23 protein-coding genes and 2 pseudogenes are annotated in these 21,532 nt (G+C 73.5%); 17 read left to right on the forward strand and 8 right to left on the reverse strand.

The window, feature by feature from the left end:
• Positions 1–836 (forward strand): NAD(P)/FAD-dependent oxidoreductase (locus CCN42_RS17530; protein WP_158102099.1); only part of this gene is annotated, 836 nt, incomplete at its 5' end.
• Between the two features lie 106 nt (positions 837–942).
• Here CCN42_RS17530 and CCN42_RS17535 read toward each other — a convergent pair.
• Both CCN42_RS17535 and CCN42_RS17540 read right to left on the reverse strand, forming a co-directional pair.
• Complete coding sequence (locus tag CCN42_RS17535; RefSeq protein ID WP_086736834.1) at positions 943–1,836, reverse strand: RNA polymerase sigma factor SigF; 894 nt, start codon at positions 1,834–1,836, stop codon at positions 943–945.
• Between the two features lie 202 nt (positions 1,837–2,038).
• Positions 2,039–2,482 (reverse strand): ATP-binding protein, encoded by a 444-nt coding sequence (locus tag CCN42_RS17540; protein ID WP_086736836.1) that lies wholly within the window; start codon positions 2,480–2,482, stop codon positions 2,039–2,041.
• Between the two features lie 196 nt (positions 2,483–2,678).
• Here CCN42_RS17540 and CCN42_RS17545 point away from each other — a divergent pair, with 196 nt between their 5' ends.
• The 3 genes and pseudogenes from CCN42_RS17545 to CCN42_RS17555 all read left to right on the forward strand — a co-directional run bounded on the left by CCN42_RS17545 (position 2,679) and on the right by CCN42_RS17555 (position 4,197).
• Complete coding sequence (locus CCN42_RS17545) at positions 2,679–2,909, forward strand: hypothetical protein (RefSeq protein ID WP_086736838.1); 231 nt, start codon at positions 2,679–2,681, stop codon at positions 2,907–2,909.
• A 171-nt stretch (positions 2,910–3,080) separates the two neighbouring features.
• Positions 3,081–3,452, forward strand: a pseudogene (locus CCN42_RS17550) (Orn/Lys/Arg family decarboxylase); the annotation flags it as partial.
• A gap of 292 nt (positions 3,453–3,744) precedes the next feature.
• The gene (locus tag CCN42_RS17555; RefSeq protein WP_086736842.1) at positions 3,745–4,197 is read left to right on the forward strand and encodes a cyclic nucleotide-binding domain-containing protein; all 453 of its coding nucleotides are present in this window, start codon (positions 3,745–3,747) and stop codon (positions 4,195–4,197) included.
• Position 4,198: 1 nt separating this feature from the next.
• Here the strand turns inward: CCN42_RS17555 and CCN42_RS17560 are convergent, their stop codons facing one another.
• Positions 4,199–5,536 (reverse strand): MFS transporter, encoded by a 1,338-nt coding sequence (locus CCN42_RS17560; protein ID WP_086736844.1) that lies wholly within the window; start codon positions 5,534–5,536, stop codon positions 4,199–4,201.
• A 56-nt stretch (positions 5,537–5,592) separates the two neighbouring features.
• Positions 5,593–6,210: a LysE/ArgO family amino acid transporter gene (locus CCN42_RS17565; RefSeq protein WP_086736846.1), complete on the reverse strand. Its 618-nt coding sequence runs from the start codon at positions 6,208–6,210 to the stop codon at positions 5,593–5,595.
• Positions 6,211–6,303: 93 nt separating this feature from the next.
• Between CCN42_RS17565 and CCN42_RS17570 the strand changes: the two genes are divergently transcribed.
• Complete coding sequence (locus tag CCN42_RS17570; protein WP_086736847.1) at positions 6,304–7,206, forward strand: LysR family transcriptional regulator ArgP; 903 nt, start codon at positions 6,304–6,306, stop codon at positions 7,204–7,206.
• Between the two features lie 80 nt (positions 7,207–7,286).
• Positions 7,287–7,535, forward strand: coding sequence for a WhiB family transcriptional regulator (locus CCN42_RS17575; RefSeq protein ID WP_086170122.1), 249 nt, complete (start codon positions 7,287–7,289; stop codon positions 7,533–7,535).
• 33 nt (positions 7,536–7,568) lie between these two features.
• Here CCN42_RS17575 and CCN42_RS17580 read toward each other — a convergent pair whose 3' ends face one another.
• Complete coding sequence (locus tag CCN42_RS17580; protein WP_086736849.1) at positions 7,569–8,024, reverse strand: DUF6098 family protein; 456 nt, start codon at positions 8,022–8,024, stop codon at positions 7,569–7,571.
• A 124-nt stretch (positions 8,025–8,148) separates the two neighbouring features.
• On the opposite strand from CCN42_RS17580, the gene CCN42_RS17585 reads away from it, so the two are divergent.
• Positions 8,149–8,499: a DUF488 domain-containing protein gene (locus tag CCN42_RS17585; protein WP_086736851.1), complete on the forward strand. Its 351-nt coding sequence runs from the start codon at positions 8,149–8,151 to the stop codon at positions 8,497–8,499.
• 11 nt (positions 8,500–8,510) lie between these two features.
• Here CCN42_RS17585 and CCN42_RS17590 read toward each other — a convergent pair whose 3' ends face one another.
• Together CCN42_RS17590 and CCN42_RS17595 are read right to left on the reverse strand one after the other, a co-directional pair.
• Entirely contained in the window at positions 8,511–10,184 is a 1,674-nt protein-coding gene (locus CCN42_RS17590; RefSeq protein ID WP_086736872.1) for an FAD-binding dehydrogenase, read from the reverse strand.
• A gap of 5 nt (positions 10,185–10,189) precedes the next feature.
• A complete protein-coding gene (locus CCN42_RS17595; protein ID WP_086736853.1) occupies positions 10,190–10,825 on the reverse strand; it encodes a TetR/AcrR family transcriptional regulator in 636 nt (211 codons plus the stop codon).
• 129 nt (positions 10,826–10,954) lie between these two features.
• Here CCN42_RS17595 and CCN42_RS17600 point away from each other — a divergent pair, with 129 nt between their 5' ends.
• From CCN42_RS17600 to CCN42_RS17610, 3 genes are read left to right on the forward strand one after another with little or no spacing between them, the layout of a single operon-like run.
• Positions 10,955–11,578, forward strand: coding sequence for an alpha-ketoglutarate-dependent dioxygenase AlkB (locus tag CCN42_RS17600; RefSeq protein ID WP_086736855.1), 624 nt, complete (start codon positions 10,955–10,957; stop codon positions 11,576–11,578).
• 53 nt (positions 11,579–11,631) lie between these two features.
• Positions 11,632–12,378 (forward strand): MBL fold metallo-hydrolase, encoded by a 747-nt coding sequence (locus CCN42_RS17605; protein ID WP_086736857.1) that lies wholly within the window; start codon positions 11,632–11,634, stop codon positions 12,376–12,378.
• A gap of 43 nt (positions 12,379–12,421) precedes the next feature.
• Entirely contained in the window at positions 12,422–13,696 is a 1,275-nt protein-coding gene (locus CCN42_RS17610) for a DUF4032 domain-containing protein (protein WP_086736858.1), read from the forward strand.
• Here CCN42_RS17610 and CCN42_RS17615 read toward each other — a convergent pair whose 3' ends face one another.
• Complete coding sequence (locus tag CCN42_RS17615) at positions 13,697–14,566, reverse strand: universal stress protein (RefSeq protein ID WP_086736860.1); 870 nt, start codon at positions 14,564–14,566, stop codon at positions 13,697–13,699.
• A gap of 61 nt (positions 14,567–14,627) precedes the next feature.
• On the opposite strand from CCN42_RS17615, the gene CCN42_RS17620 reads away from it, so the two are divergent.
• From CCN42_RS17620 to CCN42_RS17650, 7 genes and pseudogenes are all read left to right on the forward strand, one after another.
• Positions 14,628–14,981 carry a VOC family protein gene (locus tag CCN42_RS17620; RefSeq protein ID WP_086736862.1) on the forward strand — a complete coding sequence of 118 codons (354 nt, stop codon included), beginning with the start codon at positions 14,628–14,630 and terminating at the stop codon, positions 14,979–14,981.
• Between the two features lie 118 nt (positions 14,982–15,099).
• On the forward strand, positions 15,100–16,776 hold the full coding sequence (locus CCN42_RS17625) for an NAD(P)/FAD-dependent oxidoreductase (RefSeq protein WP_086736864.1): 1,677 nt from the start codon (positions 15,100–15,102) through the stop codon (positions 16,774–16,776).
• Between the two features lie 11 nt (positions 16,777–16,787).
• The gene (locus tag CCN42_RS17630) at positions 16,788–18,242 is read left to right on the forward strand and encodes an ATP-binding protein (RefSeq protein ID WP_211294733.1); all 1,455 of its coding nucleotides are present in this window, start codon (positions 16,788–16,790) and stop codon (positions 18,240–18,242) included.
• The gene (locus tag CCN42_RS17635) at positions 18,239–18,592 is read left to right on the forward strand and encodes a UBP-type zinc finger domain-containing protein (RefSeq protein WP_086736868.1); all 354 of its coding nucleotides are present in this window, start codon (positions 18,239–18,241) and stop codon (positions 18,590–18,592) included. The genes CCN42_RS17630 and CCN42_RS17635 overlap by 4 nt, the downstream gene beginning before the upstream one ends.
• Positions 18,593–18,849: 257 nt before the next feature.
• Positions 18,850–19,336, forward strand: a pseudogene (locus CCN42_RS17640) (AIM24 family protein); the annotation flags it as partial.
• Between the two features lie 105 nt (positions 19,337–19,441).
• Positions 19,442–20,401 (forward strand): threonine/serine dehydratase family protein, encoded by a 960-nt coding sequence (locus CCN42_RS17645; RefSeq protein WP_086736870.1) that lies wholly within the window; start codon positions 19,442–19,444, stop codon positions 20,399–20,401.
• A 137-nt stretch (positions 20,402–20,538) separates the two neighbouring features.
• Positions 20,539–21,532: serine/threonine-protein kinase (locus CCN42_RS17650; protein ID WP_143661937.1), on the forward strand; the 994-nt coding region annotated here is incomplete at its 3' end.

Below are 21,532 nucleotides of genomic sequence, written 5' to 3' on the forward strand. Positions count from 1 at the left end.
CCGCCGCCTGCCTGCAGCGGCTCACCCACAGCGCGGTGAAACGCTATCCGCGGCTGGACCCGCGTCTGATCAAGTGGCACCTGATCGACATCGCGCCCAAGCTGATGCCCGAACTGGGCGACAAGCTCGGCCGCAGCGCCATGGAAGTGCTGCAGCGGCGGGGCATCGAGGTCTCGCTCGGGGTGTCCATCGAGAAGGCGGGCCCGGAGGAGGTCACCTTCACCGACGGCCGGGTGATCCCCACCCGCACCCTGATCTGGACGGCCGGGGTGGTGGCGAGCCCGCTCATCGCGACGCTGGGCGCGGAGACGGTGCGCGGGCGGCTCGCGGTCAACGCCGAGATGAGCCTGCCGGGCCACGACGGGGTCTTCGCGCTCGGCGACGCCGCCGCCGTGCCGGACGTGGCCAAGGGCCTGGGCAACGTCTGCCCGCCCACCGCGCAGCACGCCATGCGGCAGGGCCGCAAGGTCGCGGACAACGTCATCGCGACGCTGCGCGGGCAGTCCATGGAGCCGTACATCCACAAGGACCTCGGGCTCGTCGTCGACCTGGGCGGCAAGGACGCGGTCTCCAAGCCGCTCGGCATCGAGCTGCACGGACTGCCCGCCCAGGCCGTGGCGCGCGGCTACCACTGGTCCGCGCTGCGCACCAACGTGGCCAAGACCCGGGTGCTGACCAACTGGGTGCTCAACGCCGTCGCCGGGGACGACTTCGTGCGCACCGGCTTCCAGGCGCGCAAGCCCGCGAAGCTGAAGGACTTCGAGTACACCGACGCCTACATGACTCCTGAGCAGGTGCGGGAGTACGTCGAGGGGTCGGGCCGCGGGGTGTCCTGACGGCACTCTTCGCGCGAAGGCGTGAGCACGGCGAACGGGGGGGGCCGGTCTTCGGACCGGCCCCCCCGTTCTCGCCCTTCTCGCCTTCCCGTCGCCGACGTGTTCTTCAGAGACGCCGGCGCCGCCCGTTGCACGATCCGGACCCGGCCGTGCGGTTCGCACCCGTCCGCCCGGTGCCGCGCCGGCCCATCGCCTCGTCCCGGACGCGGGCGCAACTGCGGCTGATGAGCCGGGACACGTGCATCTGGGAGATGCCGAGCCGGTCGGCGATCCGGCTCTGCGTCATGTCCTCGAAGAACCGCATGTAGAGGATGGCCCGTTCACGTTCGGGCAGGTTGCGCAGGCACTCCTTGGCGGACTCCCGGTCCACCACGATGTCGTACGAGGAGTCCGGCGCGCCGAGGGTGTCGGCGAGGCTGTAGCCGTCCTCGTCGGAGGAGAGTTCGGCGTCGAGGGAGAGGGTGCTGAAGCTCTCCAGGGCCTCGATCCCGGTGCTGACCTCCTCCTCGGTCAGGCCGGTGTGGGCGGCGATCTCGGCGATGGTGGGTTCCCGGGTACCGGGGCTCTGGGCCAGTTCGCGGCGGGCCACCCGCACCTTGTTGCGCAGCTCCTGCACGCGGCGCGGCACACGCAGCGCCCACATGCGGTCCCGGAAGTGGCGCTTGACCTCGCCGGTGATGGTGGGGACGGCGTAGCTCTCGAAGGCGCCGCGCTCGGGGTCGTAGCGGTCGATGGCCTTCACGAGGCCCAGGGCCGCCACCTGGCGCAGGTCCTCGACGGACTCGCCCCGGTCGCGGAACCGGCCGGCGATCCGGTGGGCCATGGGCAGCCAGGCAGTGACGAGTTCGTCGCGCGCGGCGTCCCGCTCGGGGCCGTCCGGCAGTTCGGCCAGCCGGGCGAAGAGTTCGGCGGTCTCGGGGGCGTCGTCGTGCGGTCGTCGATTGGTGTGCGCGGGGTGCCCGGAAGTGGTGGTACGGCTGGCCGACGTGTCGATGCGCATGCGGAATCGCTCCTGAACGGTCTTTTCAGCGACTTTCTCGGGACTGACTTGACCGCGGGGAAGGGTGCCGCTCCGGTCGACCCGGAGGCCCCGGAGCGCAGACCACTCCCCGCTGGCGCGCCTCCGGTCCGAAGCACGAAAATGCGCCTGCCCGGTCACCCCGGGTGCAAACCCGGGCAGCCGTCCAAGAGCCCGCGACCGCTCAGAAGACGTCCACCTCGGCGGTGATGCGCTTGCCGCCCTCGGGCAGGCCGGTGACCCGCACGTCACGCGCCAGCCGGCAGACGATCGGCCAGCCCCGGCCGCCGGGGCGCCGTCGCCCCTGGGCGTCGACCGGCGGCCTGACCTCGGGGAGTCGGTCGCTGCGGTCGCTCACCGACACCCGCACGCCGTGCTCGACGGCGTCGACGTCCACTTCGGTGATCCCGCCGCCGTGCAGGATGGCATTGGTGGTCAGCTCGGAGGCGACCAGCAGCGCGTCGGCCAGGCCGTCCGCGTCGCAGCGCCTTCCGGTGGCCCTGCACCGCCTGTCCACCACGCGCCGTACGGCCCCGCGCACATCGGCCGGATGGCAGGTGCCCGGGCAGTCGGGTCCGGGACGGCCGGGGGGGCCGTCGAGGCGCTCGGGCGAGTACTGGATGCTCACTTCTCTCACTCCCTGACTGGTCGGCCGGGAAAGGGAAAGGACGAAGACAAGGACAAGAACACGGCGTTTTATCCGATTGCCCCCCTTTTCGGCTGACCATCGAGGCCGGACCCAAACCAACCGGCGGACCGGAACCGCGTGCGGGACCCGCCGCCGAAGCCGCCATCGAGACCGCGATGCGGGGTACGCGGACGTCATGACCGATGTCGTGGACTCAGACGAGCTGGTACGGCGCATCCAGCGCGGCAGGGCGTGGGCCCTGCGGGAGGAGCGCGCGTGGCGGGAGCGCAGCGAGGCTCTGCGCCCGGCCGAACCGGACGGCGCCCGGGACGCCGCCGTGCGTGCGCTGGCCTACAAGGCGGTGATCGGAGTACTGGACGAGATCCTCACGCCCGGCAGGCACCCGGAGGAGGACTCACCCGCCTGACCGGGCGGGACGGCCGAGCGGCCCGATCGGCCCGCGGGGGCTCCGGGCACCCGAAGTGCCATGTCAGCCGATCGCACCCGGGCACCCGTACTGGAAGCCCTCGCCGAGTACCGTCGCAGCGGGCGTCTGTCGTTCACCCCGCCGGGTCACAAGCAGGCCCGTGGCGCCGCGCACGCCGACGACCGGGAGACGGCGGGCGAACTGCTGTCCGCGCTCAAGGAGCTGGCGCGGTCCGCGCCGGAGCTGGAGGGGGCTCCGCGCGTGGCGGTGCCGGAGGCGGCCGAGCTACGGATGGAGCAGGCCGTGCTGCCGCGCGACGCCTTCTTCGGACCGGCCGAGGCGGTGCCGCTCGGCGCGGCGGACGGCCGGATCGCCACGGAGATGATCACACCGTACCCGCCCGGGGTCCCGGCGGTCCTGCCCGGCGAGCGGCTGCGCGAACCCGTCCTGCGCTATCTGCGCACGGGACTGGCGGCGGGCATGAATCTGCCGGACGCAGCCGATCCGTCACTGGAGACGATCCGCGTGGTGGCCCGCTCCTGAGCGTCACGCGCCCGAAACACGGAGGAAACCCGAGTGAAACAGGTCACGTAACCGGGTTTTGGCCGGGGCTGACACCCCAAGATGGTTTAGGGTTCATCCATACGTGGTGACGGAGTCGAGGGCATCCTCCTCCGGCACCGCTACGGCCCTGGCTGGTGTCCCCCGTCCAGCCAGGGCTTTTAATTTTTCCCCGCGACGAGATCCCGCCCGTCGCCGAGGTGCCCGCGGCGCCGGCAGCGGCTGAAATGGGCGTAGGCAACGCACTGGAACCGTCGGCGAGGAGCACCACGTCATGACCAAAGCGACGAAACTGCTGACCGCTCTTCCGCCGGCGCAACGGCAGCGCCTGATGACGCTGGCCCGGGAGGTGTCCTTCCCGGAGGACACCCGGATCTTCGAGCCGGAGGGGGTGGCCGACCGCTTCTGGGTGATCCGCTCCGGCGCGGTCTCGCTCGATCAGCGGGTGTCGTCGCTCCGACGGGTGACCGTCGCCAGTCTGGGCTCCGGCGACCTGCTGGGCTGGTCCTGGCTGTTCCCGCCGCACCGGTGGGACTTCGGCGCCGAGGCCTTCAGCCCCGTGCGCGCCTACGAGTTCGAGGCGGAACCGGTGCTCGCGCTGTGCGAGGAGGACCCGGGACTCGGCATGGCACTGGTGCGGACCGTCGCCGAGATCCTCGCCCACCGGCTGGAGATGACCCGGGGCCAGCTGATGGAGCAGTACTCGCTGCGCCGCCGCTCCTCCTGACTCAGACCCGGTGGCGGCGCAGGGCGGGGACCGCCGCCGCCAGGGTGAGCATCACCGCGACGACGAGCAGCCCGCCGCCCGTCACGGCGGCTCGCGGGCCGGCGGCGGAGCCGGCCGTGCCGTGCAGGACGTCGGCGAGCCGCGGCCCGCCCGCGACGACCACGGTGAACACGCCCTGCATCCGGCCGCGCATCTCGTCGGTGGCGGCGGAGAGCAGGATCGCCCCGCGGAAGACCATCGAGACCATGTCCGCGACCCCGGCCAGCACCAGGAAGGCCACCGCGAGCCACAGGCTGGTGCTCAGCCCGAACCCGGTGATCGCGACACCCCAGACGACCACCGCGCCGATGACCATCAGCCCGTGCCGGCGGGCCCGGGAGAACGTCCCGGAGAACAGCCCGCCCGCCACCGCGCCCACCGGGATCGCCGCGAACAGCAGACCGAGCGCGAGGCCCTCGCCGTAGGAGGCGTAGGTCTCGGCGGCGAGCTGCGGGAACAGTGCGCGGGGCATGCCGAGGACCATGGCCACGACATCGGCGAGGAAGGACAGCAGCAGCACCCTGTGCCGGGCGATGTAGCGGAAGCCGGCCGCGATCTCCCGCAGCCCGGCCCGCCGCGCGGCCGAGCCGGCGAGCGGCGGCAGCGCGGGCAGCCGGTACACCGCCCACACGGTGACGCACAGCGCGACGGCGTCGAGGAGATACAGCTCCGGGAGCCCGACGACCGGTATCAGGGCGCCCGCGAGCAGCGGTCCGGCGACCAGCCCGGTCTGCGTCACCGTGGAGCCGAGGGCGTTGGCCGCGGCCAGTTCGCCGGCGGGGACCAGGCGGGCGACGGAGGCGCTGCGGGCCGGGGAGTTCAGGCCGAAGAACGCCTGCTGGGCGGCGAGCAGCACCATCAGCACGCCCACCGACTCCAGGCCGGTCACCGCCTGCACCCAGAACAGCAGCGAGGTCACGGCGATGCCGCTGTTGGTGATCAGCAGCAGGGTGCGGCGGTCCACGGCGTCGGCGATCGCGCCGCCCCACAGGGCGAACACCACGAGCGGCAGCAGCCCGGCGAGGCTCGCATAGCCGACCCAGGCCGAGGAGCCCGTGATGTCGTAGATCTGCTTGGGTACGGCGACGGCCGTCAGCTGGCTGCCGACGGCCGTGACGATGGTCGAGGACCACAGTCTGCGGTAGTCGGGGCGGCGCAACGGCCGGGTGTCCATCGCCCAGCGGCGCCAGCCCTTGCGGGGCGGCTCGGCCGGGGCCGGTGCGGGATGCTGCTGCTCGGTGCCGTTGTCGCTGGTGTCCACGGGGTGGCCGGTCGCTCGCTTCCTGGTTGCTCGATACATCTTTCGAACCAGGGATCACTATCGCAGTCTCGGCCGGACGCTGATCGAGAACCTGCTCAGCTGCGGACGACGAGCGAGATGCCGAGCGCGATCATCGTCACCGCGAGCACGGCGTCCAGCACCCGCCAGGCGCTGGGCCGGGCGAGCCGGCGGCCCAGCAGCCGGGCACCGAAGCCGAGGGCGGTGAACCAGCACAGGCTGGCGAGCGCGGCGCCGATGCCGAAGGTCCAGCGCAGCGGGCCCTGGTCGGCGGCTACCGAGCCGAGCAGGAAGACGGTGTCGAGGTAGACGTGCGGATTGAGCCAGGTCATCGCCAGGCAGGTGAGCACGGCCCGGCGGCGGGAGGTCGCCGCCTCCCCCTCGGTACGCAGTCCCTCCGCGGCGGGGCGCAGCACCCGGCGGGCGGCCAGGGCGCCGTAGCCGAGCAGGAAGGCCCCGCCGATCCAGCCGATCGCCGTCAGCGCGCCCGGCCAGGCCACCACGACCGCTCCGACGCCGCCGACGCCGAGCGCGATGAGCAGCGCGTCGGACAGGGCGCAGATCCCGACGACGGCGAGGACCGCCTCCCGGCGCACCCCCTGGCGCAGGACGAAGGCGTTCTGGGCGCCGATGGCGACGATGAGCGAGAGACCGGTGCCGAATCCGGCGGCAGCGGCGGTGAGCGTGGAGGACATGCCCTTGACGCTAGGCAGCGACCGAGCCTGCGTACAGCTAAAGATTCTTACGTATCTTTAGCTGCTGTGAAGATGGAAGCCATAGCGCCCGGAATGCCGGAACTTCCCCTCGACCAGGTGCGCACGCTGCTCGCGGTGGTCGACGAGGGCACCTTCGACGCGGCCGCCGCCGCCCTGCACGTGACCCCGTCGGCGGTCAGCCAGCGGGTGAAGGCGCTGGAGCAGCGCACCGGCCGGGTCCTGCTGCTGCGCACCAAGCCGGTACGGCCCACCGAGTCCGGCGCGATCGTCGTACGGCTGGCCCGTCAGCTGGTCCGGCTGGAGCGGGACGCGCGTGCCGAGCTGGGCCTGAGCGGCGCCGGGGAGCCGACCCGGGTGTCCGTGGCGGTGAACTCCGACTCGCTGGCGACCTGGTTCCTGACCGCGCTCACCCGGGTGCCCGAGGACCTGCGGCTCTGCTTCGAGCTGCGCCGCGAGGACCAGGACCACACCGCGGTGCTGCTGCGGCAGGGTCTGGTGATGGCGGCCGTGACCTCGTCGTCCGAGCCGGTGACGGGCTGCTCGGTGCGGGCGCTGGGCACCATGCGGTACGTCGCGGTGGCCCACCCGGACTTCGCCGCCCGGCATCTCGACGGGCCGCTGCCCACGACGCTGCCGCACGCGCCGGTGGTGGTCTTCGACCGGCGCGACGACCTCCAGGACGGGTTCGTGCGGCTGCTGCGGCGCGGCCGGGGCCGGGCGGGCGCGCTGCGCCACTCCGTGCCCACCTCGGAGGGGTTCGTCGAGGCCGTGGCGGCCGGACTGGGCTGGGGGATGGTGCCCGAGGTGCAGGCGGAGCCGCTGCTGCGCACCGGCCGGCTGGTCCATCTCGCCCCGGACCGCCAGGTGGACGTGCCGCTGTACTGGCAGCAGTGGAAGCTGGACTCCCCCGCCCTCGCCGCGGTCGCCCGCGCGGTGACGGCCACGGCCGCGGAAGCCTTGCGCCGTCCGGCCTAGCGCGTTTCACCCCGGCCCCGCCGGTGACCCGGTACCGGGTAACCGACCGTACAGACCACTTCGATGACGGGTGACGTCACATGAGCAACTGGCGCGAGCAGGCGGCATGCCACCACGAGGACCCGGATCTGTTCTTCCCGATCGGCACCTCCGGACCGGCACTGATGCAGACCGAGCAGGCGAAGGCGGTCTGCCGGCGCTGCCCCGTCCGTGAACCGTGCCTGGAGTTCGCCCTCGACACCGGCCAGACGCTGGGCGTGTGGGGCGGCACCGGCGAGGCGGAGCGCCGTGCGCTGCAACGGCGCAGGAAGGCCCGCCACACCGGTTAGCGCACCCCGGCGCTCCGGCACCCGTGGCGCCCGTCAACCGCGGGCGCCGCGGCGCAGCGGGCCCCATTCGTGCTCCTGGCGGGCCACCTCGGCGCGCGCCTCGTCGATCACCTCGTCGGCGAGATGGCACAGGGGCCGCACGTCTTCCACGAGGGGCTCGTTGTCGGGGCCCCGGCCGTTCTCCCTGCCCTCCAGGATCCAGGGCCGGACGCCGGGGCCCTTCTCGTGCGGCAGGTGGGCGTAGTCGTACAGCCGCCGGGCCACCCACAGGCGGACCGGGCGGCCCTGCCACCAGTCCTCGACGTCGAGCGGATTGGCCGACAGGCCCGGCATGGGCACACCGGTCAGCTCGTCGGTACTGGACACCTCGCCCAGGTCGATGTCGGGCCCCTTGGACCACCGTACGTACAGCCCGCCCTGCCGTTCCTCGACCAAGCCCGTGAGCTCGGCCAACGTCTGCACGACCGGCAGGTCGTCCCAGGCGCTCATGCGTGACCTCCCTCTTCGCCGTCAGGCGAACGGGGTACCCCGCTCGACCGGATCGGAATCGGGCGGACCGCTTCGCCCCGGGTTAGGCTCCCGGCACCGGCCGCCGTCCGAGGGAGGTCCGTCCATGAGCGTCCGGGTACGCCGGGTCCACGAGCCGCCGGACCCCGACGACGGCCTGCGGGTCCTGGTCGACCGGCTCTGGCCGCGGGGGCTGGCGAAGGACGCCGCCCGGGTGGACGAGTGGCCGAAGGACCTCACCCCGTCGGCCGGGCTGCGCCGCTGGTACCACGCGGGCGAGGGGTCGTACAAGGAGTTCGCGCGCCGCTACGAGGCGGAACTGGCCGCGCCCGAGGCGCAGGAGCCGCTCGAGCGCGCCCGGGCGTGGGTGCGCGAGGGACCGGTGACGCTGCTGACCGCCGTGAAGTCCCCCGAGCGGAGCCACGCCGCGGTGCTCGCCCGGCAGCTGGAGCGGTGACGCGGGCCGGGTCAGCCGGTCTGCCGCGCCGCCGCCCGGCCCGCCGCCCGCCCCGAGAAGAGGCAGCCGCCGAGGAAGGTGCCCTCCAGGGCGTTGTAGCCGTGGACCCCGCCGCCGCCGAATCCGGCGACCTCACCGGCCGCGTACAGACCTTCGATCGGCGTGCCGTCGGCGCCCAGGGCGCGGGAGTCGAGGTCGGTCTGGATGCCGCCGAGGGTCTTGCGGGTCAGCACGTGCAGCTTGACGCCGATCAGCGGTCCGGCCGCCGGGTCGAGCAGCCGGTGCGGGGCGGCGACCCGGCCGAGCCGGTCGCCGATGTAGCGGCGGGCGTTGCGGATGCCCTGGACCTGGGCGTCCTTGGCGTAGGGGTGGGCGATCTGGAGGTCGCGGGCCTCGATCTGGCGGCGCACCTCGGCCGCGTCGAGGAGCGGCTCGTCGGTGAGGCCGTTCATCTTCTCGACGAGCTGTTCGAGGGTGGGCGCGGTGACGAAGTCGGCGCCGTTGCGCAGGAAGGCGTCCACCGGACCCGGGGCGCCCTTGCCGAGGACGCGTTCGCGCAGGAACGCGGTGCGGTCCTTGGCGGTGATGTCCGGGTTCTGCTCGGAGCCCGACAGCGCGAACTCCTTCTCGACGATCTTCCGCGTGAGGATGAACCAGGAGTGGTCGTACTCGGCGATGTCCTCGGTGGTGCGCAGGTACCGCAGGGTGCCGAGGGTGTCGTAGCCGGGCAGGCAGGAGCCGGGCAGGCGGCGGCCGAGCGCGTCGAACCACATCGAGGACGGGCCGGGCAGGATGCGGATGCCGTGTCCCGGCCAGATCGGGTCCCAGTTCCGCAGGCCTTCCGTGTAGTGCCACATGCGGTCGCGGTTGACCAGCCGGACCCCCGCCTCCGCGCTGATGTCGAGCATCCGCCCGTCGACGTAGGCGGGCACGCCCGTCACCATCCGGGCCGGGGGCGTGCCCAGGCGCGCGGGCCAGTGGCGGCGGACGATGTCGTGGTCGGCGCCGATGCCGCCGGTGGTGACGATCACGGCCTGGGCGGTCAGCTCGAACTCGCCGGCGGCCTCCCGGCTGGAGGCGACACCGCGCGGCGCGTCGTCCGGCACCAGGACCGTGCCGCGCACCCCGCGCGCCGCGCCGCCCTCGACGACCAGCTCGTCGACCCGGTGCCGGTGGTGGAAGGTCAGCAGCCCGTCGCGGGCGGCCTGCCGGGCGTAGCGCGCGAACGGCTCGACGACGCCGGTGCCGGTCCCCCAGGCGACGTGGAAGCGGGGCACCGAGTTGCCGTGGCCCTGCGCGGTGAGGTCGCCGCGCTCCGCCCAGCCGACCGTCGGCAGGAACGTGATGCCGTGCCCGTCGAGCCAGGACCGCTTCTCGCCGGCCGCGAACTCGACGTAGGCGCGGGCCCAGCGCACCGCCCAGGAGTCCTCGTCGTCGACCCGGTCGAACCCGGCGCTGCCCTGCCAGTCGTTCCAGGCGAGGTCGAGGGAGTCCTTGATGCCGAGGCGGCGCTGCTGCGGGGAGTCGACGAGGAAGAGCCCGCCGAACGACCAGAAGGCCTGGCCGCCGAGGTTGGCGGCGTTCTCCTGGTCGACCAGGGCCACCCGGCGGCCCCGGCTGGTCAGCTCGTGCGCGGCGACCAGGCCGGCCAGTCCCGCTCCGACGACGATGACGTCGGCGTCCATGGCGATCATCCCTTCCTGGGGGGTGTGCCGCTGCCGTCCGTCAGCAGCGCGGTGAGCAGCTGCTTGAGCCAGGCCCGAGCGCCCTCGACGTCCTTGTCCAGCAGCAGTTGGGTGGTGACGCCGTCGTAGGCGGCGACCACCGCGTGGGCGGCGGCGTCGCTGTCGCCGAGCACGGCGGGCAGGGGGGTGTGTCCCCGGGCGCGGGCCAGCCGGTCGGCTATGGCCACGCGCAGCCGGGCCCGGTGTTCCAGGAGGGCCGCGGCGACGGCCGGCTGCCGGGCGGCGTGCACCAGGAAGTCGGTCTTCACCAGCAGCCAGTCCAGGTCGAGGAGCAGTACCTCGGTGACCCGGTCGACGGCGGCGGGCACGTCGAGGCCGGGGCTGTCCTGGGCGAGGGCGCCGGAGACCTGTTCGGCGATGAGGTCGGCCCGCTGCCGGTAGAGGGCGAAGAACAGCTCGTCCAGGCTGTCGAAGTTGGAGTAGAAGGCGCCCCGGCTGTATCCGGCCGCCTCGCAGACCTCCTCGATGGAGACGCGCCCGAAGCCCTTGGCGGCGGACACCGCGAACGCGGCGTCGAGCAGGTTGGCCCGGGTGCGGGCACGGCGCCTGGTCACACGCGGGGTGCTGGGTTCCGTAGCCATGGGGCGGGCCTCCGTTCGATGCGCGAATGTATCGGATACATCGGTGTATCGAAAGGGTCCGCCCGACGGAGCTGTCCGCTCGGAAACGCGAAGGGGAACATGTTTTCGATTTGAGAGTAGGCTGGCACCATGCACCACCTCCAAGGCTCCCTCTTCGACCAGACCGACCGGCTGCGGCTCGGACCTCTGGCCGGGATCCGCCGGACGGACCTCGGCTCCGGGGCCTGGATCGACGTGCTGCCGGGCTGGCTGAGCGGTTCCGACACACTGTTCGAACACCTGTCGGCCGAGGTGCCGTGGCGGGCCGAGCAGCGCACGATGTACGACCACGTCGTGGACGTCCCCCGGCTGCTCGCCTTCTACCGCGCGGGCGAGCCACTGCCGCACCCGGTGCTCACCGAGGCCCGCGACACCCTCAGCGCGCACTACGGCGACGAACTGGGCGAGCCGTTCGCCACGGCCGGGCTCTGCTACTACCGCGACGGCCGGGACAGCGTCGCCTGGCACGGCGACCGGATCGGCCGGGGCGCCCGCGAGGACACCATGGTCGCCATCCTCTCCGTGGGCACCCCGCGCGATCTGCTGCTGCGCCCGGCCGGCGGCGGCGAGACCCTGCGCCGACCGCTCGGACACGGCGACCTCATCGTGATGGGCGGCTCCTGCCAGCGCACCTGGGAGCACTGCGTACCGAAGACCAGCCGGGCCGCGGGCCCGCGCATCAGCATCCAGTTCCGCCCGCACGGCGTGCAGTGATCTGCTTTGCTGTCCCCCGGCGGACAGCGAAGACCTCACCACGCGGGGCGGACATGCGGGCAGATGTGCGGCAGGTCGCGGACGGTGCCTATCTGGTGCACGGCAGCGACACCAACTGGGTGCTCCTCACCGAGGGGGACGCCGTCACCCTCGTCGACACCGGCTACCCCGGAGACCGCGCGCTCGTCCTGGACTCCCTCGCGGCCGTCGGCAGTTCCCCCGAGGCGGTCGTGGCGGTCCTCCTCACCCACGCCCACAACGACCACCTGGGATCCGCGGAGTACCTGCGCGCCGCCCACGGCACGCCCGTCCACCTGCACGAGGCCGAAGTGCCGCACGCCCGCCGGGACTTCCTGCACCAGGTCCCGGTCGGGCGGGTGCTGCGCAACGGCTGGCGGCCGGGCGTGCTGCCGTGGGCCGTGCACGCGCTGCGCTCCGGCGGCACCGCGCACCTCCCCGTCACCGCGCCCGAGCCGTTCCCGGCGGCGGGCCCGCTGGACCTGCCGGGACGCCCGGTGCCGGTGCACACCCCCGGCCACACCCTGGGCCACTGCGCCTACCACCTGCCGCACACCGGGCTGCTGATCTCCGGCGACGCGCTGGTCAGCGGCCACCCCACCAGCCGGGCGAAGGGCCCGCAACTGCTGCCGGACATGTTCCACCACGAGCGGGCCCGCGCGGTGGCCTCCCTGGACGTGCTCGCCGGGCTGGACGCGGACGTCCTGCTGCCCGGGCACGGGCCCGTCCACCGCGGCCCGGTGCGGGACGCGGCACTGCACGCGGCGGAACGGGCCGTCTGAGACGGGCAGCCGTGGCCCGTCCCATCGCCGTTAGGGTCAGGCCATGGCTTTGCACATCAGCGCCACCAACCCGGAGCACCCCGCGCTCCTGCTCGAGCTCCCCTGGCAGCTCCCCCTTGAGGAATGGCCGGAGGAGTATCTGGTCCCGCTGCCGCGCGGCATCTCCCGGCACGTGGTGCGCTACGCCCGCGCGGGCGACGAGGTGATCGCGGTCAAGGAACTGGCCGAGCGGCCCGCCCTGCGCGAGTACGAGCTGCTGCGCGACCTCGACCGGCTCGGCATCCCGGCGGTGGACGCCCTCGGCGTGGTCACCGGCCGCGCCGACACGGACGGCGAGCCACTGGAGCCGGTGCTGATCACCCGGCACCTGGGCGGCTCGATGCCCTACCGCTCGATGTTCGAGACGACCATGCGCCCGGCGACCATGCACCGGCTCATGGACGCCCTCGCGGTGCTGCTGGTGCGGCTGCACCTGGCCGGGTTCGCGTGGGGCGACTGCTCGCTGTCCAACACCCTGTTCCGGCGGGACGCGGGCGCCTACGCCGCCTACCTCGTCGACGCCGAGACCGGTGAGCTGCACGCCCGGCTCAGCGACGGGCAGCGCGACTACGACCTGGACCTCGCCCGGGTCAACATCAGCGGCGAACTCCTCGACCTGGAGGCGTCCGGCGCGCTGCACCCCTCCGTCGACCCCATCGACTTCGGCACCGAGATCTGCGCCCGCTACCAGGGGCTGTGGAAGGAGCTGACCCGCACCTCGGTCTACCCGGCCGGCAAGTACCACTACATCGAACGCCGGATACGCAGGCTCAACGACCTGGGCTTCGACGTCGCCGAGATGCAGATCGACCACTCCTCCAACGGCGACACCGTCACCTTCGTGCCCAAGGTCGTCGACGCCGGCCACCACCAGCGCCAGCTGCTGCGGCTGACCGGCCTGGACGCCGAGGAGAACCAGGCCCGGCGGCTGCTGAACGACCTGGAGTCCTGGATGGCCACCCAGGACGACTACGCACCCGGCGACCCCTCCCCGGGCTCTCGGCTCCGATCGAGCGGGCGGCACCCCCATGCCGCCCGCCCCGAGGTGCTGGCGCACCGCTGGGTGCGGGAGGTGTTCCGGCCCACCGTGCGCGCGGTGCCGCCGGAACTGCGCGGCGGCATGGACCCGGCCGAGATCTACCACCAGCTGCTCGAACACCGCTGGTACCTCTCGGAACGGGCCCAGCACGACATCGGGCTGGACACGGCCGTGAAGGACTACGTCGACAACATCCTCCCGCGCGCCCGCAAGACCCTGGAGCCGCCGGCACCCGAGTGATCAGGCGGGCGGCACCACCGCGACCGGGCACGGCGCGTGGTGCAGCACACCGTGGGCGACCGAGCCGATCCGGGCGCCCACGGCGGTCCGCCGGGCACGCCGCCCGACGACCACCAGCTGGGCCCGCGCCGACACGTCCAGCAGCACCTGGCCCGCGCTGCCCATCTCCACGTGCTCGACCACCGGGACCTGCGGGAACCGCTCCCGCCACGGCTGCAACGCCTCGCCGAGCGCCTTCCTCTCGTACGGCACCGGGCCACCGGCCTCGTCGAGCAGCTGGAGCGAGGCGGGGCTGTAGGCGAACACCGGCGGCAGCGTCCACGCCCGGACCGCCCTGAGGGTCGCCCCGCGGGCCGCCGCGGTCTCGAAGGCGAACCGCAGCACGGCGGCGCAGTCCTCGGGGCCGCCCTCCTGTCCGACGACGATCTCGCGGCCCTCCGCCTCGGCCGACGCCCGGTCGCCCGAGCGCACCAGCACCACCGGACCGGTGGCCTCGGCGATCACCTGCCGGCCCACCGAGCCGAGCAGGAAGCCGACGACCCGGCCGTGCCCGCGGGAGCCGAGGGCCAGCAGCTCGGACCGGTCCGCGGCGGCGGCCAGGGTCTCGACGGCGTCGCCCTCCGCCACCTCGCCGGTCACCTCCAGCCCGGGGTGGCGCCCGGCGATCTCCCGGACGGCACCGTCCAGCGCCCCCCGCACCCAGCCGGCCTGGGTGTCCCGGCCCCCCTCCACCGCCTCGTGCGGCGTGAACCGCCAGGCGTGCACCACGTGCAGCGGCCGGTCGCGCCGGACGGCCTCCCGGGCCGCCCAGGCCAGCGCCGCGTGGCTCTCCTCCGATCCGTCCACTCCTGCCGTGATCGGACGTGCCATCCCACTGCCTCCTCGCGCTTTTGTTCGGCGGTCACCGACGATCTTCCCCTACCCTGCCGTCATGAGCCTTGTCTGGGAGCAAGTCGTCGTGGACGCAGCCGATCCCGTCGCCCTGGGCCGCTGGTGGGCGCGGGCCCTCGGCTGGACCGTGGTGAACGACGACGCCGAGGAGTTCGAGATCCGCCCGGCACCGGACCGGCTGCCGGGGCTGCTGTTCATCCGGGTTCCCGAGGGCAAGTCGGTGAAGAACCGACTGCACCTCGACTTCCGTCCCGACGACCAGCGCGCCGAGGTGGACCGGCTGCTCGGGCTCGGGGCCCGGCACGCGGACGTCGGGCAGGGCGAGCAGACGTGGGTGGTGCTGGCGGACCCGGAGGGCAACGAGTTCTGCGTGCTGCGCTCACACACCGCCTGAGCGGGCCTTTCGCATACCTGAGCGAACCCGGGCGATCGAACATACGATGGCGGGAGCCGGCCGGGGTGACGACGGGCACACCGCGGCCGATTGTCCGACCGCTCGGGGTGGGAGACGCATGGCACAGGCCGCCGACACAGCGCGGACCGTCATTCTGACCGTGGACGACGACCCGGGGGTCTCGCGCGCGGTCGCCCGCGATCTGCGACGGCGCTACGGGGCGTCGTACCGGATCGTGCGGGCCGAGTCCGGGGAGTCCGCGCTGGAGGCGCTGCGGGAGCTGAAGCTCCGCGGCGACCTGGTGGCGGTGATCCTGGCCGACTACCGGATGCCGCAGATGAACGGCATCGAGTTCCTGGAGCAGGCCCTCGACGTGTATCCGGGGGCGCGGCGGGTGCTGCTGACGGCGTACGCGGACACCAACGCGGCGATCGACGCGATCAACGTGGTCGACCTGGACCACTACCTGCTCAAGCCGTGGGACCCGCCGGAGGAGAAGCTCTACCCGGTGCTGGACGATCTCCTCCAGGCCTGGCGGGCCAGCGACCACCGGCCGGTGCCGAGCACGAAGGTGGTCGGGCACCGCTGGTCGGCGCGCTCCTCGGACGTGCGGGAGTTCCTGGCCCGCAACCAGGTGCCCTACCGCTGGTACTCGGCCGACGAGCCCGAGGGCCGGCGACTGCTGGCCGCGGCAGGGCAGGACGGCTCGCGGCTGCCGCTGGTGGTCACCCCGGACGGAGCGCCCCTGGTGGAGCCGGAGGCGCCGGACCTGGCCGCGCGGGTGGGGCTCGCGACCACGCCCACCGCCGAGTTCTACGACCTGGTGGTGGTCGGCGGTGGCCCCGCCGGGCTCGGCGCGGCGGTGTACGGGGCCTCCGAGGGGCTGCGGACGGTACTGGTCGAGCGGTCGGCGACCGGCGGCCAGGCCGGGCAGAGCTCGCGGATCGAGAACTACCTGGGCTTCCCCGACGGCGTCTCGGGCGCGCAGCTCACCGACCGGGCCCGGCGGCAGGCGGCGAAGTTCGGCGCCGAGATCCTCACCGCCCGCGAGGTGACGGGCCTGGAGGTCAACGGGTCCGCGCGGATCGTGCGGTTCTCCGACGGCTCGGCGGTCGCCGCGCACAGCGTGATCCTGGCGACCGGCGTGTCGTACCGGCAGCTCGACGCGCCGGGCCTGACCGAGCTGACCGGCTGCGGGGTGTTCTACGGCTCGGCGCTCACCGAGGCGTCCGGCTGCCAGGGCCAGGACGTGTACATCGTGGGCGGCGCCAACTCCGCCGGGCAGGCGGCGATGTACCTGGCGCGGGGCGCCAAGTCGGTGACGCTGCTGGTGCGCGGCGAGTCGCTGGCCGCGTCCATGTCGCACTACCTGATCCAGCAGATCGAGCAGGCGCCGAACATCTCGGTGCGCTGCGGCACGGTCGTGGACGCCGCGCACGGCACCGGCCACCTGGAGCAGCTGACCCTGCGGGACCTCGCCACCGGCGGGACCGAACCGGTCGACGCCCAGTGGCTGTTCGTGTTCGTCGGCGCCGCCCCGCGCACCGACTGGCTGGACGGCACCGTGCTGCGCGACGAGCGCGGGTTCATCCTGGCCGGCCCCGATCTCACCCCGGAGGGGCGCCCGCCCGCGGGCTGGGAGCTGGACCGGCCGCCGTACCACCTGGAGACCAATGTGCCCGGGGTGTTCGTCGCGGGCGACGCGCGCGCCGAGTCCGCCAAGCGGGTCGCGTCCGCCGTCGGAGAGGGAGCCATGGCCGTGATGCTCGTCCACCGCTATCTGGAGCAGTCGTGAGCGGCCGGCCGATGCCGTGCGACCCGCGGGAGATCAGCTCGCTGTTCCTGTTCGAGAAGCTGAGCCCACAGCAGCTGGGACGGCTGTGCGCGGAGGGGCGGGTCGAGCTGTTCGAGCCGGGTCCCGTCTACGCCGAGGGCGAACCCGCCACCTGCTTCTACGTGATGATCGAGGGCACCGTCGTGCTGTCCCGGCGGGTCGGCGGCGACGACGTCGAGGTCACCCGGACCTCGCAGCGCGGGGTGTACGCGGGCGCCATGCAGGCGTATCTCGGCGACCGGGTGCGGCAGGTCTACACCAACTCGATGCGGGTCACCGAGCCCAGCCGGTTCTTCGTGCTGCCCGCCGACACGTTCGCGAGCGTCATGCGCGAGTGGTTCCCGATGGCGGCCCATCTGCTGGAAGGACTGTTCTTCGGGTCGAAGAACAGCCAGCGGATGATCGGGCAGCGGGAGCGGCTGCTGGCGCTCGGCTCGCTGTCCGCCGGCCTCACCCACGAGCTGAACAACCCCGCGGCGGCGGCCGTGCGGGCCACCGAGGCGCTGCGCGAGCGGGTGGCGAAGATGCGGCACAAGCTGAGTGTGATCTCGGCGGGCCCCTATCCGCGCGAGGTGCTGGCGCATCTGATCGAGATACAGGAGCGCACCGCCGAGCGGGTGGGCAAGGCGCCCGCGCTGAGCCCGCTGGAGGCCGCCGACCGGGAGGACGCGGTCACCGACTGGCTGGACGATCACGGCATCCCGGACGGCTGGCGGCTGGCGCCCACCTTCGTGCAGGCCGGTCTCGACCTGGACTGGCTCGACCAGGTCGCGGCGGCCGTCGACGAATCGGTGCTGCCGGGCGCGGTCGGCTGGCTCAACTACACGGTGGAGACCGAGCTGCTGATGGACGAGATCGCGGACGCCACCACCCGTATCTCGCACCTGGTCGACGCCGCCAAGCAGTACTCCCAGCTGGACCGGGCCCCCTACCGGATCGTGGACGTGCACGAACTCCTCGACAGCACGCTGCTGATGCTGTCCGGGAAGATCGGCAGGCGGATCAAGGTCGTCAAGGAGTACGACCGGGACCTGCCGCCGGTCCCGGCGTACCCGGCGGAGCTGAACCAGGTGTGGACGAACCTGATCGACAACGCGGTGTCCGCCATCGACAGCGCGGGCGGCGAGGGGACGCTGACGGTACGCACCGCGCGCGACCACGACCGGCTGCTGGTGGAGTTCCGGGACACCGGTCCCGGCGTGGCGCCGGAGATCCGGGACCGGATCTTCGACCCGTTCTTCACCACCAAGCCGGTGGGCGAGGGCACCGGGCTCGGCCTGGACATCTCCTGGCGGATCGTGGTGAACAAGCATCACGGCACCCTCCAGGTGGACTCGGTGCCGGGCGACACCCGTTTCCAGGTGCTCCTCCCGCTCACCGCCGCGGAGGACGAGACGACCCCCGAACCCCTGGAGGAGCCCGCATGACCGAGCGGAACGGTATCGACCCGAGCGTGCCGCCGAGCGGCGCCGGATGCGTGGAGTGCGAGGCCGCCGACGGCTGGTGGTTCCATCTGCGGCGCTGCGCGCGCTGCGGTCACGTCGGCTGCTGCGACTCCTCCCCCGGCAAGCACGCCACGGCCCACTACCGGGCCACCGGGCACCCGCTGGTGCAGAGCTACGAGCCGGGCGAGGACTGGTTCTGGGACTACGCCGCCGACTCCCTGTACGACTCCGGCCCCGCGCTCGCCCCACCGTCCAGCCACCCCGAGGACCAGCCGGCGCCGGGGCCCGCGGGGCGGGTGCCGGAGGACTGGGCGAGGGTTCTGGGCGGCTAGGGAGTGTCGTCGAACTCCCGTCTGCCCCGCGACGCCCGGCACGTACTCTCGCCGCACCGGACGGAAGCCCGAGTACACCCAGTACGCGGACTTGCGCGCCCCCGCGTGAGTCGACGCATCCGGTGACGGCCGGCCGACCGTGTTGCGCGGGAGGAAGGCGGAGAGGAAGGCGGAGACGCGGGCGCGGGCCGACCGGTCCGGTGCCGTCGTACGAGGACATCGCCCCCGCGGATCCCCGTGAGCATCTCCGGGGTCGCAAACGCGCGGTCACCGGCGAGGACCTGCCGTTGATGGGTGCGCGGACGGGGCGAGGCCTGGTTCGCGCACGAGGCCCAGAACTGTTTCGTCGTGGAGGTCGGCCCCGGCGACGAGTTCACCGTCAACGGCCGCAACGTGCTGTGCTTCGACGCCACGCCGGCCTACCGGATCGCCGCCGTGAAGGGCGCCGGCATCGCGGGCGGCGGCCTGTTCAACAGCGTCTTCACCGGGCAGGGCAGGCTGGGCCTGGTGTGCGAGGGCAGTCCGCTGGTCATCCCGATGAGGTCGCAGGATCGGGTGTACGTCGACACGGAAGCGGTGGTCGGCTGGACCGCCGGGCTCCAGACCTCCCTGCACCGGTCGCGGTCCATCGGCTCGATGCTGCGCGGCGGCTCCGGGGGGGCCGTCCAGCTGGTGCTGCGAGGGGAGGGGCACGTCGTGGTGCGGCCCAGCGAGGCCCTCCCGCAGAAGGCGCAGCGGCACTGAGCGTGCCGCTCACGGCGAAACCGTGTTGACCGCCGGTGTCCGCCGGGTGAGGGTCGGACCGGCGCGGATCACCGGACCGCCGCGCCGGAAGGATGAGTGAGCTCCTTGATCGGCATCACGGACATCGAAGCCGCCGCGGGGCGGATCGCCGGCCATGTCGTCCGCACCCCCACCGTGCCGAGCCCCGGGCTGTCCGCCCTGCTGGGCGTGCCGGTCACCGCGAAGCTGGAACTCCTCCAGCGCACCGGCTCGTTCAAGTCGCGCGGGGCGACGGCGAAGCTGCTGTCGCTCACCGAGGCGGAGCGGGCGGCCGGGGTGGTGGCGGTCAGCGGCGGCAATCACGGCATCGCCCTGGCGGTCATGGCCGCCGCCCTCGATGTGAAGGCGACGGTGGTCATGCCGCGCTCGGCGCCCGCGCGGTCGGTGGCGCGCGCCCGGGACGCCGGTGCGGTGGTGCGACTGACGGACGGGATGGCCGAGGCGTTCCGGCTGGTGGAGGTGTTGCGGGACGAGGGGCTGACCCTTGTGCACCCGTTCGACGACCCGGTCGTGATCGCCGGGCAGGGCACCGTGGGCCTGGAGCTCGCCGAGGACGCGGGCGAGCTGACCGACGTCCTGGTCAGCGTCGGCGGGGGCGGGCTGATCGCCGGGGTGGCGGCCGCGCTGCGCGCCCGTCGGCCGGAGGCGCGGATCTGGGGGGTGGAGACCGAGGGCGCCGAGGCGATGTCCGCGGCGCTGAAGGCCGGGGGTCCGGTCCCGGTGGAGCTGTCGTCGATCGTGTCGACGCTCAGCGCGCCCTCGGTCTCCCCGTTGACGTACGCGCATGTGTCCGCGCTGGTGGACGAGGTGCTGGTGGTCCCGGACCGGGAGGCGGTGCGGGGCTGTCTGGAGCTCGCGGAGCACGCCAAGCTGTGGACGGAGCCGGCCGCCGGCTGTCTGCTGCCCGCGGCCCGGCGAGTGCTGGAGCGGGCGGGGGCGGGAGCGCGGGTCGGTCTGGTGGTGTGCGGGGGCAACGCGCCCACCGGTGACCTGCGGGACTGGGCGGAGCGTTTCGGGCTGGGCTGACCGCCGCCGCACGCCCCTCGCACTGACCGATCGTCAAAACTGGGCCGGGGCGCGGAATACGCGCTCCCGCGTTGAACGCACGCCGCCGCACCCCTCGTACCACTGGCAAAGGGTGAGAGCCGGGCGTTCAGCGAGGGATGACCATGGGCGAGGCGTACGTCGGCGCGCGGGAGCCGGTGGCGGGGAGGTACCGGCTCCTCGACATCGTCCACCGCGAGACGAACCGCGTCTGCTGGTACGGGGAGGACACCGAGGCCGGACGGCCGTGTCTGGTGACCGGGGTGCGGCTGCCGGAGGCGGCGGACGAGGGCGCGGCGCGCCGGGTCGTCGGCCGGGTGGTGCGCGTCTCCGAGACGGTGGAGCGGTTGTGCCCCGGGCGGGTGGCGCCGGTGCTGGACGCCGTCGTGGAGGGGGACGTGCTGTGGACCGTCACCGACTGGGTCGGCGGTACACCGCTCGGTGAACTCCTCGCCGAACGCGGGACGTTCCACTACGTGCGGGCCGCCCGGATCGGCCTGGAGCTGCTGGACGTACTGGACGCGGCGCACGGCGAGGGCGTCACGCACGGCGAGCTGAGCCCCGGCCAGGTCCTCGTCCCCGGGCGGGGACCGGTCGTCGTCACCGGGTTCGGCCTGGCGGGGGCGACCCTCGCGCCCCGGCTGACGGCGCCGTCGTACGCCTCCCCCGAACAGGCCCGCGACGAGCGCATCGGTCCGGCCGCCGACCTGTGGGCACTGGGCGCCGTCCTGTACACCCTGGTCGAGGGGCGGCCGCCGTACCGCGAGCGGGACCGCCCGGAGGTCACCCTGCGGTGCGTGGACCGGCTGCCGCTGCGCGCCCCGGGGCGCGCCGGTCCGCTCGCCCAGGTCGTGCGGGGACTGCTGCGCAAGGACTCGCGGGAGCGGCTGACCCGGCAGGTGGTCCGCGCGGCACTCCTGCGAGTGCTGCACGAGGACGTCGCCGCGGTGCCGCCGAGCGCACCGCCACCCCGGGTGCGCCGCGCCTACGCCGCCGTCCGCCATGCCGCGCCGGGCTGGAGCGGACGGACCATGGCCGCCGGGACGGCGCTGGCGGTGGCCGTGGTCACGGTGGCGGTGCTCGCCGCGACCTGGGGCCTGCCGGGCGGCGGCC

Source organism: Streptomyces glaucescens (assembly GCF_002154375.1).
Lineage (GTDB): Bacteria > Actinomycetota > Actinomycetes > Streptomycetales > Streptomycetaceae > Streptomyces > Streptomyces glaucescens.

Coding starts and splice junctions, on each gene's coding strand:
- CCN42_RS17575 (WP_086170122.1), top strand. CDS start 7,287: ATGAGCAACTGGCGCGAGCAGGCGGCATGCCACCACGAGGACCCGGAT.
- CCN42_RS17595 (WP_086736853.1), bottom strand. CDS start 10,825: ATGGCTACGGAACCCAGCACCCCGCGTGTGACCAGGCGCCGTGCCCGC.
- CCN42_RS17625 (WP_086736864.1), top strand. CDS start 15,100: ATGGCACAGGCCGCCGACACAGCGCGGACCGTCATTCTGACCGTGGAC.
- CCN42_RS17635 (WP_086736868.1), top strand. CDS start 18,239: ATGACCGAGCGGAACGGTATCGACCCGAGCGTGCCGCCGAGCGGCGCC.
- CCN42_RS17560 (WP_086736844.1), bottom strand. CDS start 5,536: ATGTATCGAGCAACCAGGAAGCGAGCGACCGGCCACCCCGTGGACACC.
- CCN42_RS17555 (WP_086736842.1), top strand. CDS start 3,745: ATGACCAAAGCGACGAAACTGCTGACCGCTCTTCCGCCGGCGCAACGG.
- CCN42_RS17585 (WP_086736851.1), top strand. CDS start 8,149: ATGAGCGTCCGGGTACGCCGGGTCCACGAGCCGCCGGACCCCGACGAC.
- CCN42_RS17570 (WP_086736847.1), top strand. CDS start 6,304: ATGCCGGAACTTCCCCTCGACCAGGTGCGCACGCTGCTCGCGGTGGTC.
- CCN42_RS17630 (WP_211294733.1), top strand. CDS start 16,788: ATGCCGTGCGACCCGCGGGAGATCAGCTCGCTGTTCCTGTTCGAGAAG.
- CCN42_RS17605 (WP_086736857.1), top strand. CDS start 11,632: ATGCGGGCAGATGTGCGGCAGGTCGCGGACGGTGCCTATCTGGTGCAC.
- CCN42_RS17580 (WP_086736849.1), bottom strand. CDS start 8,024: ATGAGCGCCTGGGACGACCTGCCGGTCGTGCAGACGTTGGCCGAGCTC.
- CCN42_RS17620 (WP_086736862.1), top strand. CDS start 14,628: ATGAGCCTTGTCTGGGAGCAAGTCGTCGTGGACGCAGCCGATCCCGTC.
- CCN42_RS17535 (WP_086736834.1), bottom strand. CDS start 1,836: ATGCGCATCGACACGTCGGCCAGCCGTACCACCACTTCCGGGCACCCC.
- CCN42_RS17610 (WP_086736858.1), top strand. CDS start 12,422: ATGGCTTTGCACATCAGCGCCACCAACCCGGAGCACCCCGCGCTCCTG.
- CCN42_RS17565 (WP_086736846.1), bottom strand. CDS start 6,210: ATGTCCTCCACGCTCACCGCCGCTGCCGCCGGATTCGGCACCGGTCTC.
- CCN42_RS17545 (WP_086736838.1), top strand. CDS start 2,679: ATGACCGATGTCGTGGACTCAGACGAGCTGGTACGGCGCATCCAGCGC.
- CCN42_RS17590 (WP_086736872.1), bottom strand. CDS start 10,184: ATGGACGCCGACGTCATCGTCGTCGGAGCGGGACTGGCCGGCCTGGTC.
- CCN42_RS17615 (WP_086736860.1), bottom strand. CDS start 14,566: ATGGCACGTCCGATCACGGCAGGAGTGGACGGATCGGAGGAGAGCCAC.
- CCN42_RS17600 (WP_086736855.1), top strand. CDS start 10,955: ATGCACCACCTCCAAGGCTCCCTCTTCGACCAGACCGACCGGCTGCGG.